This is a genomic window from Xanthomonas sp. NCPPB 3959 (genome assembly GCF_056675575.1).
This window is the reverse complement of sequence record NZ_JBWWVR010000027.1, coordinates 22494-35129: the sequence shown is the minus strand read 5'-3', so window position 1 is coordinate 35129 and position 12636 is coordinate 22494. Positions and strand designations below refer to the sequence as shown.

At 66.5% G+C, this 12636-nt stretch carries 12 protein-coding genes and 1 pseudogene; 8 read left to right on the top strand and 5 right to left on the bottom strand.

What is annotated here, in order from left to right; all coding sequences use genetic code 11:
* From AC1KVG_RS20925 to AC1KVG_RS20910, 4 genes and pseudogenes are all read left to right on the top strand, one after another.
* Window positions 1-198: pseudogene (locus tag AC1KVG_RS20925) on the top strand (hypothetical protein); the annotation flags it as partial.
* A 129-nt stretch (window positions 199-327) separates the two neighbouring features.
* Window positions 328-1242: a tRNA 2-thiocytidine(32) synthetase TtcA gene (gene ttcA, locus AC1KVG_RS20920; protein WP_481095690.1), complete on the top strand. Its 915-nt coding sequence runs from the start codon at window positions 328-330 to the stop codon at window positions 1240-1242.
* A gap of 63 nt (window positions 1243-1305) precedes the next feature.
* The gene (locus AC1KVG_RS20915; protein WP_481095689.1) at window positions 1306-2211 is read left to right on the top strand and encodes a recombination-associated protein RdgC; all 906 of its coding nucleotides are present in this window, start codon (window positions 1306-1308) and stop codon (window positions 2209-2211) included.
* 686 nt (window positions 2212-2897) lie between these two features.
* Window positions 2898-3683: a YgjP family zinc-dependent metalloprotease gene (locus tag AC1KVG_RS20910; protein WP_481095688.1), complete on the top strand. Its 786-nt coding sequence runs from the start codon at window positions 2898-2900 to the stop codon at window positions 3681-3683.
* A 94-nt stretch (window positions 3684-3777) separates the two neighbouring features.
* On the opposite strand, the gene AC1KVG_RS20905 is transcribed toward AC1KVG_RS20910, so the two are convergent.
* Both AC1KVG_RS20905 and hemH read right to left on the bottom strand, forming a co-directional pair.
* Complete coding sequence (locus tag AC1KVG_RS20905) at window positions 3778-4647, bottom strand: alpha/beta fold hydrolase (RefSeq protein WP_481095687.1); 870 nt, start codon at window positions 4645-4647, stop codon at window positions 3778-3780.
* Entirely contained in the window at window positions 4644-5609 is a 966-nt protein-coding gene (hemH, locus tag AC1KVG_RS20900; protein ID WP_481095692.1) for a ferrochelatase, read from the bottom strand. Before hemH ends, AC1KVG_RS20905 begins: the two co-directional genes overlap by 4 nt.
* Before the next feature lie 154 nt (window positions 5610-5763).
* Here hemH and AC1KVG_RS20895 point away from each other — a divergent pair, with 154 nt between their 5' ends.
* From AC1KVG_RS20895 to tatC, 4 genes are all read left to right on the top strand, one after another.
* The gene (locus AC1KVG_RS20895; RefSeq protein WP_043907489.1) at window positions 5764-6666 is read left to right on the top strand and encodes a lipid-binding SYLF domain-containing protein; all 903 of its coding nucleotides are present in this window, start codon (window positions 5764-5766) and stop codon (window positions 6664-6666) included.
* 72 nt (window positions 6667-6738) lie between these two features.
* Window positions 6739-6966: a Sec-independent protein translocase subunit TatA gene (gene tatA / locus AC1KVG_RS20890; protein WP_006449086.1), complete on the top strand. Its 228-nt coding sequence runs from the start codon at window positions 6739-6741 to the stop codon at window positions 6964-6966.
* 15 nt (window positions 6967-6981) lie between these two features.
* Window positions 6982-7644, top strand: coding sequence for a Sec-independent protein translocase protein TatB (tatB, locus tag AC1KVG_RS20885; RefSeq protein ID WP_481095686.1), 663 nt, complete (start codon window positions 6982-6984; stop codon window positions 7642-7644).
* Window positions 7641-8378 carry a twin-arginine translocase subunit TatC gene (gene tatC, locus AC1KVG_RS20880; protein WP_006449088.1) on the top strand — a complete coding sequence of 246 codons (738 nt, stop codon included), beginning with the start codon at window positions 7641-7643 and terminating at the stop codon, window positions 8376-8378. The genes tatB and tatC overlap by 4 nt, the downstream gene beginning before the upstream one ends.
* 340 nt (window positions 8379-8718) lie before the next feature.
* On the opposite strand, the gene AC1KVG_RS20875 is transcribed toward tatC, so the two are convergent.
* The 3 genes from AC1KVG_RS20875 to AC1KVG_RS20865 all read right to left on the bottom strand — a co-directional run bounded on the left by AC1KVG_RS20875 (window position 8719) and on the right by AC1KVG_RS20865 (window position 12562).
* Complete coding sequence (locus AC1KVG_RS20875; RefSeq protein ID WP_074056371.1) at window positions 8719-9618, bottom strand: BPSS1780 family membrane protein; 900 nt, start codon at window positions 9616-9618, stop codon at window positions 8719-8721.
* A gap of 57 nt (window positions 9619-9675) precedes the next feature.
* On the bottom strand, window positions 9676-10428 hold the full coding sequence (locus AC1KVG_RS20870; protein WP_115039110.1) for a glutamine amidotransferase: 753 nt from the start codon (window positions 10426-10428) through the stop codon (window positions 9676-9678).
* Window positions 10429-10747: 319 nt separating this feature from the next.
* Window positions 10748-12562: a GspE/PulE family protein gene (locus tag AC1KVG_RS20865; RefSeq protein ID WP_481095685.1), complete on the bottom strand. Its 1815-nt coding sequence runs from the start codon at window positions 12560-12562 to the stop codon at window positions 10748-10750.
* Window positions 12563-12636: the final 74 nt, after the last annotated feature.

Below are 12636 nucleotides of genomic sequence, written 5' to 3'. Positions count from 1 at the left end.
ACGGTCGAACTCCTACAAATGTTAGCGCTACCAAAATCGCGACTGAAAAAAGCCGCGCCATGCAGCGAAGCCGAAGATGCCATGCCGATCCCGAGTGAAGCGGTCTGCCGGACTTTACCCAGCCCGGCGCAGAAAGGCTTGCTGCGCTGCGAGATGTTCACCGTGCAACCGTCCCCGCGGCGCACCGCGCAGCCGTGATGGGCTCGCTCGCCATGCGGCACGGCGAACGACCGCAGCACGCCCCACCCACAAGCGACTGACCGCTCATTCAGCCGCAAGCGCCGCGCCCCGGCCCGCCGCGCTCGGGGCAGCTACAATGGCCGGCTTATGACCGCTGTCCTGCCGCTGCCGCAACCCCTGGCCGACCCTGCGCCGCGCGACCCGCGCCAGCGGCTGCAGCGTGAACAGCTGCGCCTGGGTAAACGCCTGCAGCGCCAGGTGGGCCAGGCGATTGCCGATTTCGGCATGATCGCCGCCGGCGACAAGATCATGGTGTGCCTGTCCGGCGGCAAGGACAGCTACACCTTGCTGGACATGCTGCTGCACCTGCAGCGCAAGGCGCCGGTGCCGTTCACCCTGGTGGCGGTGAATCTGGACCAGAAGCAGCCGGACTTCCCTGCCCACGTGTTGCCGAGCTATCTGCGCGGTCTGGACGTGCCGTTCGACATCGTCGAGCAGGACACCTATTCGGTGGTCAGCCGGGTGATTCCGGCCGGCAAGACCATGTGTTCGTTGTGCTCGCGGCTGCGACGCGGCGCGCTGTATGCCTATGCGCAGGCGCACGGCGTGACCAAGATCGCGCTCGGTCATCATCGCGACGACATCGTGGCCACGTTCTTCATGAACCTGTTTCACCACGCCCGGCTCGCGGCGATGGCACCCAAGCTGCGCAGCGACGATGGCCAGCATGTGGTGATCCGCCCGCTGGCCTATGTGCGCGAGGCCGACATCGCCGCCTACGCGCAGGCGCGCCGGTTCCCGATCATTCCGTGCAACCTGTGCGGCAGCCAGGAAAATTTGCAGCGCCAGCAGGTCGGCCGCATGTTGCAGCACTGGGATCGCGAGCAGCCCGGGCGGGTCGAACAGATCGCCCGCGCGCTGGGCGATGTGCGGCCCGAGCAACTGGCCGACCGCACGCTGTTCGATTTCCTGTCGCTGGGCCGCTGCAATGACGCAGCACCGCCTGATCCCGACTCCAACGCCTGGCTCGCCGCAAGCGATATCACACACGACAGCGACTGACGCGGCCCGTCCGGCCGCCGTCCGTCTTCCACCCTCCACGTTTCCTCCTCTTCGGTCTGACGCATGTTCTTTCGCAATCTCACCTTGTTTCGCTTTCCCACCACGCTGGATTTCTCCGAGATCGACACGCTGCTGCCGCAAGTGCAGCTCAAGCCGGTCGGCCCGCTGGAAATGAGCTCACGCGGTTTCATCTCCCCGTTCGGCCGCGATGAGCAGGACGTGCTCTCGCATCGTCTGGAAGATTTCCTCTGGCTCACCGTCGGTGGCGAGGACAAGATCCTGCCCGGCGCGGTGGTCAACGACCTGCTCGAGCGCAAGGTCGCCGAGATCGAAGAGAAGGAAGGCCGTCGCCCCGGCGGCAAGGCACGCAAGCGCCTCAAGGACGACCTGATCCATGAGCTGTTGCCTCGCGCCTTCGTCAAGAGCTCGCGTACCGATGCCATCCTGGATCTGCAGCACGGCTACATCGCGGTCAACAGCTCCAGCCGCAAGAGCGGTGAGAACGTGATGAGCGAGATCCGCGGCGCGCTCGGCAGCTTCCCGGCGCTGCCGTTGAATGCCGAAGTCGCACCGCGCGCCATCCTCACCGGCTGGATCGCCGGCGAGCCCTTGCCCGAAGGCCTCAGCCTGGGCGAAGAATGCGAGATGAAGGATCCGATCGAAGGCGGCGCGGTGGTCAAGTGCCAGCACCAGGAACTGCGCGGCGAGGAGATCGACAAGCACCTGGAATCCGGCAAGCAGGTCACCAAGCTGGCGCTGGTGCTGGACGACAATCTGTCGTTCGTGCTCGGCGACGATCTGGTGATTCGCAAGCTCAAGTTCCTCGACGGCGCACTGGACCAGCTCGAACACAGCGACGACGACGGCGCACGCGCCGAACTCGACGCCCGCTTCGCGCTGATGAGCGCCGAAGTGCGCCGCCTGTTCCTGTTGCTGGAAACCGCGTTGAAGCTGAGCAAGGCCGAGTAACCAAAATTCGAACAGTGGCGTCGTTGAGGCGCGATCCGAGCCGTAAATCAAAAGCTCTCGGTGAGTCGAGGGCGCGGTGCCCTCACCACTTGCAGGACACGCCGTGAATCCGTCCGTGGAGGCTCAGTGGCGGCATCCATGCCGCCACATGGTCCCGCAAGCGGTGAGGACACCGCACCAGACAGTCAGTCGGTTGTTTTATTAAGAGCTTGTCCGTTGCTCGGCTTGTTTTGGGAAGCTGAGCGGACGCGCCGTTATCCAAACAACGCAGGTCGTGCTTTGCTTGCACTCTGCACACCGACCATCTCGACTGGTCCTTGCCCGCTCACCGTCGCGGGACCTTACGCGGCATGGATGCCGCGTAAGAGCCTACATGGACGTACTTGCGGCGTGTCCCGCGATGGTGGGCGGGCAAGGGCCCTCCAGCCAAGCCGCAGATCAGCCGCCCAACAACAGACGCATCCACACCGTTTAACCACCTCTCAAGACAACCGAGAGCTTGAGCGCCAGCTTTGTTTGGATGTTCCCAAGCCGAGCGGTTGAGGGCACGTTGAGCTGCGCCTTGCGCATTGCGCCAAGTATGGCGTGATGGATGCAGTGCCACCACAGATCACGCGCGCGCCGTCATCGAATGTCTCAATCATTCCATCTCACCACCTGACACATCGCAGCGCTATCCTGTGCCCATGTTCAAGCCCGTCCGCCGCCTCATCGCGCCCACACCGCAGCTTGTCGAACGCGACTGCGTGCGTCTTGAACTGGAAGGGCGCCAGATCGAGGTGCTGCGCGTGCGCGACCCGCGTGCGCGGCGCATCAAGCTCAGTGTGGACGAACGCGGCGCCCGGCTGACGCTGCCGATCCGCGCCAGCCTGATTTCCGGCGAACGTTTTTTGCTGGCGCACCTGGAGTGGCTGAGCACGCAGCTGTCGCGCTATCAGCAGGTGGATGCCTTCCCCGCGCTGGAGCGTGGCGTGCCGGGGCTGCTGCCGTTACGCGGCGCCTTGCTGCCGCTGAGCTGGCACGACGGGCGCTACGCACGCATCGAACTCACTGATGACGGCGCGCAATTCCATGTGCCCACCCGACTGGGCGATGCAGGTCTGCGCCGCACGTTGAAGGAATTTTACGAAGCACAGGCACGTGCCGATGTCGGCCGTTGGCTGCCGACTTATCTGCCTGGCTTGCCGCGCGCACCGGCACGGGTGCGGCTGAAAGTGATGTCTTCGCAGTGGGGCTCGCTCGCACCGGATGGCTCGATGGCGCTGGATCTGGCGCTGGTGCTCGGCCGCCCGTCCGCATTCGAATACGTGCTGGTGCACGAGCTCTGTCATCTGCTGCAGGCCAACCACTCGCCCGCGTTCTGGGCCGAAGTGGAACAGCGCTTTCCCGCCTGGCGCGACGAACGCAGTTATTTCCACGAGCACGGCCGCCAACTCAAGGCGCAGTTGCGGCGGTTGTTGCAGGCCGAGTGATGGGTGGTGTGTCGCACCGCCAGTCACAAGCCTGATGACACCCATGCTGCGATGGCAATGCGTGTTCGCGTGCAGGCACAACCCGCATCGACCATCACTCGCGCGGCATCAACTCGGCCAAAAACCCATTGATCACCGCCGCCACCGCTTCCGGCGTTTCCATATGCACGTGGTGCGTGCCGGGCAGAAGATGCAGGCGCGCATCGCGCATCAGCGCCACGCGGTGATCGCGTAACGCATCCGGGAAATACACCTGCGCCGGCGTGGCGAAGATGGCCTGGGTCGGGCAGGCGATGGAGGCCAGCAGCACGTCGATCTGCGCCTCGGTCATGCGGATTGCGGTCGGCAAGGTCAGGCGCGGGTCGCTGCACCAGCTATAGCCGCCTTCGACCGCGCGCACGCCGCGCTCCACCAGCAGTCGTGCGGCCGGTTCGGTGAGCTGGTTGGCCATCATGCGTGCGCGTACCGGCATCTCCATCGACGGGAACACCCGCAGCGGCCGCTGCGCCAGCGTGCGAGCCGAGGCCACCGCATCGCGCAGGCGGGTGGCGGTGCTTTCCACCGGCTCGGCCAGCGCGCCCAATGCCTCGATCGCGATCAAGGCCTCCACGCGTTCCGGCGCCGCGGCCGCGAGCAGGCTGGCAACGCCGCCGCCCAGCGAGTGGCCGAGCACGCTGAAGCGCTCCCAGCCCAGCGCATCGGCCACCTGCAGCAGAATCCCGATCGCGCTGCTGAGCGTGTATTCGGCACCGGTCGGCAACCACGCGCTATGGCCGTGACCAGGTAGATCGAGCAGCACCAGATCCAGATCCTGCGCGTGCAGGTGCGCGCTTAGCGGTAGAAAGCTGGCCGCGTTGTCGAGCCAGCCATGCAGTGCCAGCATCCGGCGCGGGCCGCGCGCGTGATTGCGCAACCCTGTGATCTGACCAATCGGCAGCTCGCACGCAAACGGCTCCAACCTCATACGCGACGTGCCAACGCGGCCAGTGCCTGCGCATGTGCCGGGCTGGCGTTGAGACAGGGGATATAACTCAGTGTGGCGTTACGCTCGGCCAGCGTTTCGGCAAAGCCCAAGGCCACTTCTTCCAGTGTTTCCAGGCAATCGGTGGCAAAGCCCGGGCAGACCAGATCGAAGCTGCGCACGCCACCTTCGGCCAGTTTCCACAGCGTCGGTTCGGCGTAGGGCTGCAGCCAGCGCTCCGCGCCGAAGCGCGACTGGTAACCCATCTCCCAGTCGTCCGCGCTCAGGCCCAGCGCGGCGACGATCGCCTGCGCGCTGCGCTCGCATTGCTGCGGGTACGGGTCGCCGGCATTGGCCACGCGCTGCGGCAGCCCGTGGAAGGAGAACATCAGCTTCTCGCTGCGTCCATGCGCCTGCCAGTGCGCACGGATGGAATCGGCGATCGCTGCGACCCAGCCGGCGTCTTCGCAATAGTCCTGGATCACCTCCACCGCGATCTCCGGCGCGCTCGGGCGCCAGGCATCGATCACGTCCTGGATCGAGGCGGTGGTGGTGGTCGAATACTGCGGATACAGCGGCAGCACCACGATGCGCTTGATGCCGCGCGCACGCAGACCGTCCAGCGTTTTGCGCAGCGCCGGCTGGCCGTAACGCATGGCCCATTCCACATGCCAGTCGGGCATCACCTCTTTCAGACCCTCGGCCAGGCGACGCGTGTACACCGCCAACGGCGAGCCGTCCGGCAGCCACACCTTGGCGTATTTCTCCGCCGACTTGGGCCCGCGGATCGGCAGGATCACCCCGTACAGCAGCGGCTTCCAGAACAGCGGTGGGATCGCGACCACGCGGCGGTCGCTGAGGAACTCGGCCAGGTAGCGGCGCACGGCCGGGGCGGTGGGCGACTCGGGGGTGCCGAGATTGACGACCAGCAGGGCGGTATCGGAGGTGGTATTCATGCCGAGTATTCTGGCAGAGCGCAGCAGCGCTGCCGAGGACAGCACACCGATCGACCTCATTGACGGCCTCTTGATCGCCCGGTTGCGCTCACCACCGATTCATTGCGCCACCACTAACGTCGCGCCATTGCTATCTTTGACGGATCGTCCTTTGGAGCTTGTCATGCCCCGTTTGTCGCGCCTGGCCCTGTTGTTGTCGTTGACCTTCGCCGCCGGCCATGCCGTTGCCGGCCCGGAAGAGGACCAGCGCGCGCGTAACGCGGTTCGCGTGCTCAACGAGATCATGAAGATCCCCGAGCAGTCCATCCCGGACAAGCTGCTCGACGAGGCGCGCGCCATCGTGGTCATCCCCGACACGCTCAAGGCCGGTCTGGTGATCGGCGGCCGTCGCGGCCACGGCTTGATGTCGATGAAGAACGCCGACGGCAGCTGGTCGCAGCCGGTGTTCGTCAAGCTCACCGGCGGCAGCATCGGCTTCCAGGCCGGCGTGCAGTCCTCCGATGTGGTGCTGGTGTTCCGCAACGACCGCAGCCTGGACAACATCGTCAACGGCAAGTTCACCCTTGGCGCAGATGCCGGCGTGGCCGCCGGCCCGGTCGGCCGCAATGCCGCCGCCGCCACCGACGGCCAGCTCAAGGCTGAAATCTGGTCGTGGTCGCGCGCCCGTGGCCTGTTCGCCGGCGTCGCACTGGATGGCGCGATCCTGCAAATCGACGATGCCGCCGATCTGAATGCCTACGGTGGCGGCGCCACCCCGCGCATGATCTTCGAAGGCCGCACCAACGAGCGCGCGTCCACCGACGTGATCGCCTTCCGCGATCGCCTGGAAGAGGCCACTTACACCGCGCGCGCCAATCGCGGCACCGACGGCGCCGCCGAGGGCACCGCACCTGCACCGCGTCCGCAGACCCCGCCACCGGCACAGGCCGCGAGCACCCCGCCGCCGCCGGCCAACGAGGCCAGCACCGTGCCGATGCAGCCCAGCGCCACGCCGCCGCCGCAACAGGGATTCCAACCGGTCTCCGATGGCGAAATTCGCACCGAATCGCTGGACGGCAACCGCTAAACCGCTGTCATCCCCCTGCGCGGTGCGCTGGGGTATCCTGCGTCTTCCTTCTTTTCAGCAAGCGAGCAGATCATGGGCGGTTTCAGCATTTGGCACTGGCTGATCGTGCTGGTGATCGTGTTGCTGGTGTTCGGTACCAAGCGGCTCACCAGCGGTGCCAAGGATCTCGGCAGCGCGGTCAAGGAATTCAAGAAAGGCATGCACGACGACGACAAGCCGGCCGCAAAGCTCGGCGACGACGCACGCACGGCCGAGCAGGCGCGTGAGGCGCAGGCCGAGCGCGACCGCGACGCGCGTTGATCCGGAGCGGCGTCGGTGTTTGACATAGGTGTTGGCGAACTGACGCTGATCGCGATCGTCGCCCTGGTGGTGCTCGGTCCCGAGCGTTTGCCCAAGGCGGCCCGGTTTGCCGGATTGTGGGTGCGCCGCGCGCGCATGCAATGGGATTCGGTCAAGCAGGAACTGGAGCGCGAGTTGGAGGCCGAAGAGCTCAAGCGCAGCCTGCAGGACGTGCAGACCTCGCTGCGCGAGGCCGAAGACCAGTTGCGCAACAAGCAGCAGCACCTGGAGCAGGGCGCTCGCGCGCTGCATGACGAGGTGGGCCGCGATATCGATATCCGCAGCAGTGCGACACCGGTGGCGACGCCGCTGGAGCTGGCGCATGCGGATCTGTCGGCTGGGACCAGTGCTGAGTCGGTCGCAGGGACGTCGGCGGCAGGAACGCCGGAAGTGGCCGCCGTCGCTGCACCAGCGGCTGCGGCACCGGTGATTGCACAGGCACAGCCAATCGCCCCGGCGCCCCATCAAACGTTGGTACCGGCCCCGCATGACCCCGTGGTGCCGGCACCGCATGCCGCACATCTCACCAGCGCGCATGCGCCGGTGACTGCCGCACCCATCGATGCGAGCACGCCGCTCGAGCCGAGCACCGCGACAGAGCCGACCGAGCCGACCAAGATCCAGGAGAAGCAGCCGTGAGCCTGTTCGACGACGCACAGGCCGAAAGCAGTCTGATCGAGCATCTGGTCGAGTTGCGCGCGCGCCTGGTGCGCGCGCTGATCGGCCTGGGCGTGGTGCTGTTGGCGCTGCTGCCGTTCTCCCGCGCGATCTATTCCTGGCTGGCGGCGCCGCTGATTTCGCAGCTGCCGCTGGGGCAGACGATGATCGCGATGAATCCGGCCGGCGCGTTCTTCGCCCCGCTCAAGCTGACCTTCTTCGTGGCGGTGTTCTTCAGCGTGCCGTGGCTGCTGTATCAGGCCTGGGCGTTCGTGGCGCCGGGCCTGTATCAGCGCGAAAAGAAGTTGGCGTTTCCGCTGCTGGCCTCAGCGGTGGCGTTGTTCTATATCGGCTGCGCCTTCGCGTATTTCCTGGTGCTGCCGGCGGTGTTCCACTTCCTGACCACGTTCAAGCCGGACGTGATCGCCATTACCCCGGATGCCAATTCCTATCTGGATTTCGTGCTGGCGATCTTCTTCGCCTTCGGCGCGAGCTTCGAGCTGCCGGTGGCGCTGGTGATCCTGGTGCTGCTGGGCTGGGTCACGCCCAAGCAACTGAGCGAAGGCCGTGGCTACGCCATCGTCGGCATCTTCATCCTGGCCGCGGTGCTCACCCCGCCGGACGTGGTCTCGCAGCTGATGCTCGCGATCCCGATGTGCCTGCTCTACGAGCTCGGCATCGTCGCCTCACGCGCGGTCGGGCCGAAAGCCGCCTAGCGCGCCGCGCGTCAGGCACCGACAGTGCCAGGCCTCTCCTTGTAGGAGCGCACTTGTGCGCGATGAAGCTTTCCCGGGAAAGCTTCATCGCGCACAAGCGCGCTCCTACGATCCCGAGTGATCCGGTCGCATGCACATATGCGCTTGATAGCCAAAGCGCAGTGCTTTGACGTGTCAGGACGACGGCTGGGTGTGCAAAATGGACGCCTGTTTGCACAAGGCGCCAGGCCAACGCAGGTGCTAGCTGGCACCGAAGGTGCCGCTCATCGTAGGAGCGCACCCGGGCGCGATTGAGGCTTTCCCGGGAAAGCTTGTTCGCGCACAAGTGCGCTCCTACACTTCAGGCGGCAAACACGTCCGGGCGCGACGGTGCGGTCGGCTGGGCGACGCTGCCGTCGTGCGTGAACATCTGCTTCCAGGCGGCGTAGACCGAGCCGGCGAACACCGGCATCAGCACGGCCATCAGCAGCAGCTGGGCCAGCCACATCGCCACGGTCTGACCGGCCACCAGGCCGACGATCAGCGCCACGATCATCACTGCGAAATAGATCGCGAAGATGCTGATGAAGGCCAGCACGAAAAACACCAGCATCGCCGGCAGGTTGTGCAGGCTGGCCCGCAGGCTCTCGCGCAGCGCGTGGCCGCCGGTGCTGCGGTCGAACATCACCTGCGGCGGCATCACGAATAGCGCCAGCGTCATTGCCGCAAAGGTGGCAATGGTCAGCAGCAGCCACAGCAGGATGCGGCCGGCCGGCAGGCTGGCGGCGAGCTGCTCGATCTGCACCGGGTCAGGCTGCGCGCCGGACTGGCTGATCTGATTGATCTTGACCATCACCTCGGACAATTGCTGCAGCCCGTTGGCGCCGATCATCACCAGCAGCAGCACGCCCAGCAGCAGGCCGGCGATCAGCTGCGGCAGCAGCGACACCAGCAGATGCGGCGCGCGGCCGTCCTGCAGGCCGTGCAGCAAATGCGACGGTTTGGCGATGCGGCCTTCGTCCACCTCGCGGATCGCCCACAGCATGCCGCCCATGAACAACGGGCCGGCCAGCACTAGCAGGAACTGCAACGCCGGGCCGAGCAGCGGCACCAGCACCGACAGCGACACCACCAGGGTGGCGGTCACGCTCCAGATCACCCCCAGCGAGCCAAGCGCTAGCGGCGCCCGCTTCAGCAGCGAGAAACCGGTCAACAGCCATTCTGCGCCGGCAGACGCCGGCACCTTGCGGATTTCGCTCATTCCCATTCCGGATCGACACGCACCGGACCATCCGGCGTGTGGCGATTATCGCTGCTTTTACGTGTGCGCGGCGGGATGAGCGATCACTGTTTGCAGGCCGCGTGCGTGATGCACGAAGCGGCGCAGCAGCTTGCGGGCGATCGGCGCGGCGGTGACCTCGCGGGCGACCGTACGCGCGCAGTGGCCGTGGCGGGCGATGCACTCGGCGCGCGCCTGCACATAGCCGCGCATGTGGTGGGTGGCGAACTCCGGATGGAACTGCACGCCCCAGGTGGCCTGGCCCCAGCGGAACGCATGGCAACGGTCCTGGCGCGAATGCGCCAGCACGATGGCGCCATCGGGTGCGCGCACCACGGTTTGCATATGTGTGGCGTGTGCGGGGAAATGGGCCGGCAGGCCGGCAAACAAGGGGTCTTGCTCGGCCGGCGGGTGCAGTTCCAGCGCGATGGTGCCGGACTCGCGCCCGGCCGGGTTGTAATCGACCTCGCCGCCCAGCGCATGTGCCAGCAGCTGGTGCCCGTAGCAGATGCCCAGCAGCGGCATGCCCTGGTGGGCAGCCTCGCGCAGCCAGTCGGCGCTGCGTTCGCTCCACTCGGCGCGGTCGGTGACATAGGCGGCCGAGCCGCTGACGATGGTGCCGGCAAAGCCGTCGCGATCCGGCAGGCGGTCGCCATTGGCGACATCGATGACCACGGTCTCGCGCTCGGCCAGCCCGGCCGCCACGCGGATCCAGTGCGGAAAACGGCCGTATCGCTTCATCTCCGGCACGGGGTGCCCGGTTTCGATGATCAGGAACGGCAAGGCGGACATGCGGTCGAAAAATCCAGCGGCGACTGATGTGCCCGATTGTATGCAGCTCCAGCCGGTTTTTTTCAACTGGCGAGCCAACGCATCCAGCTAAGGTTATGCCGGATGGCTATGTGTTGATGATTTGCTGGCTGGGCGGGGAGCTGGCCCCCCTCTCTCTGCCGGGCGAGAGGGCACGGCTTGCGTGCCACTGGCGGGCGTGCCTTCGGGCGCCCGCGTCGCAAGCGCGGGCCGGGGCGCGGAGTGAGCCCCTCTCCCGCCGGGAGAGGGGTTGGGGTGAGGGTTGCCTGCGCCGATAACTGTGCAAACCCCCCGCAATCCGCTACTCCCGAGGCGGCAACACCGACAGCACCTCTTCCACCGTGGTCAGCCCGGCGGCGACCTTTTCCAGGCCTGTCCGCCGCAACGTGCGCAAGCCCTCGCCGCGAGCGGCGTGGCTGAAGCTGGCCAGGTCGGTGTCGGCGCGGATCAGGCTGCGCAGGCGCGGGGTCACCGGCAGCAATTCGTACAAACCCACACGCCCCAGATAGCCGGTGCGGCGGCATTCCAGGCAGCCGACCGGGGCGTGCACGTTGAGCACCTCCGGCAGCGCTTCGCCCGGCTCACGGATCGCCGACCAGTCGTCGTCGCTGAGCGTGTGCGGGCGCTTGCAGTGCACGCACAAGGTGCGCACCAGGCGTTGCGCCAGCACGCCGTTGAGCGTGGAGGCGACCAGATAGTGCGGCACGCCCAGATCCAGCAAACGGGTGATCGCCGAGGCGGCGTCGTTGGTGTGCAGCGTCGACAACACCAGATGCCCGGTGAGCGAGGCCTGTACCGCCATCTGCGCGGTTTCCAGGTCGCGGATTTCGCCGATCATGATGATGTCCGGGTCCTGCCGCAGCAGCGTGCGCACACCGCTGGCAAAATCCAGATCGATGTTCTGCTGGACCTGCATCTGGTTGAATTCCGGCGCGATCATTTCGATCGGGTCTTCCACGCTGCACACGTTCACATCCGGCGTGGCCAGGCGCTTGAGCGTGGAATACAGCGTGGTGGTCTTGCCTGAACCGGTCGGGCCGGTGACCAGCACGATGCCGTGCGGGCGCTCGACCAGCGCGCTCCAGCCGGCGGCTTCTTCGGGGCTGAAACCGAGCTGCTCGATGCTCTTGAACGCCGAATCCGGGTCGAAGATGCGCATCACGCACTTCTCGCCGAATGCGGTGGGCATCGTGGACAGGCGCATTTCCACCTCGCGCCCGCCCGGCGAACGGGTTTTGATGCGGCCGTCCTGCGGGCGGCGGCGTTCGGCCAGGTCCATGCGGCCGAGCACCTTGATGCGGCTGACCACCGCGGTCATCACCGAGGGCGGCACTTCCAGCACCTTGTGCAGCACCCCGTCGATGCGGAAGCGCATGCGCCCGGCTTCGCGGCGTGGCTCCAGATGGATGTCGCTTGCCCGTTGTTCGTAGGCGTATTGCAGCAGCCAATCGACGATATGCACGATGTGGTGGTCGTCGGCATTGACGTCGCCGGCGCGGCCCAACTCCACCAATTGCTCGAAGCTGGGCAGGCCCGCGCCCGGCTCGGCGCTGCGCACATCGCCACGCGCGCCGCGCACCGACTGGGTCACGCCGAAGAGCTCCATCGTGTAGCGATGCAGGTCCAGCGGGTTGATCAGCGCCAGCTCGATCCGACGACGGCTCAGATGCTGCACGTCGGCCAGCCATTCCAGCGCCAGCGGCTCGCTGGTGGCGATCAGCACGCGCTCGGCGTCCAGCGCCAGCGGCAGGATGCGGTGGCGGCGTGCGTAGGCATGCGACACCACGCCGGTGACCGCGGCCACATCGATGCGGGTGGGATCGATACGTAGATAACGCAGGCCTGTGCGGGTGGCCAGCCATTCGGTCAGCCGTTCCAGGCCGAGTTCGCCGGCCGGCGGCTGCGCGGCATGCAGCTTGAGGTTGGCCAGCAGCACCAGCGGATGCACTTCGCTGGCGTTGCGCACGCCGGCGGCGGAGAACTGCACGCGTTCGTGTTCGTGCGGCACCACCATGCCATCGGCAAGCAACGCGGCAGCGACCGGGTCGAACATCAGCCGGCCGCGTGGCAGCAGTGCCACTGCATTGTCCGGATCGGCCGTACGCCGCTGTTCCATGCTCGATGTTCCCCTGCCGCGGTACTCCGCGGCAAAGCGCTGCGGGTCGGCCGGTATACTAGCGCACCCCTTCC

Coding starts and splice junctions, on each gene's coding strand:
- AC1KVG_RS20895 (WP_043907489.1), top strand. CDS start 5,764: ATGCCCCGTTTGTCGCGCCTGGCCCTGTTGTTGTCGTTGACCTTCGCC.
- AC1KVG_RS20905 (WP_481095687.1), bottom strand. CDS start 4,647: ATGAGGTTGGAGCCGTTTGCGTGCGAGCTGCCGATTGGTCAGATCACA.
- AC1KVG_RS20870 (WP_115039110.1), bottom strand. CDS start 10,428: ATGTCCGCCTTGCCGTTCCTGATCATCGAAACCGGGCACCCCGTGCCG.
- ttcA (WP_481095690.1), top strand. CDS start 328: ATGACCGCTGTCCTGCCGCTGCCGCAACCCCTGGCCGACCCTGCGCCG.
- AC1KVG_RS20915 (WP_481095689.1), top strand. CDS start 1,306: ATGTTCTTTCGCAATCTCACCTTGTTTCGCTTTCCCACCACGCTGGAT.
- AC1KVG_RS20910 (WP_481095688.1), top strand. CDS start 2,898: ATGTTCAAGCCCGTCCGCCGCCTCATCGCGCCCACACCGCAGCTTGTC.
- AC1KVG_RS20875 (WP_074056371.1), bottom strand. CDS start 9,618: ATGAGCGAAATCCGCAAGGTGCCGGCGTCTGCCGGCGCAGAATGGCTG.
- AC1KVG_RS20865 (WP_481095685.1), bottom strand. CDS start 12,562: ATGGAACAGCGGCGTACGGCCGATCCGGACAATGCAGTGGCACTGCTG.
- tatA (WP_006449086.1), top strand. CDS start 6,739: ATGGGCGGTTTCAGCATTTGGCACTGGCTGATCGTGCTGGTGATCGTG.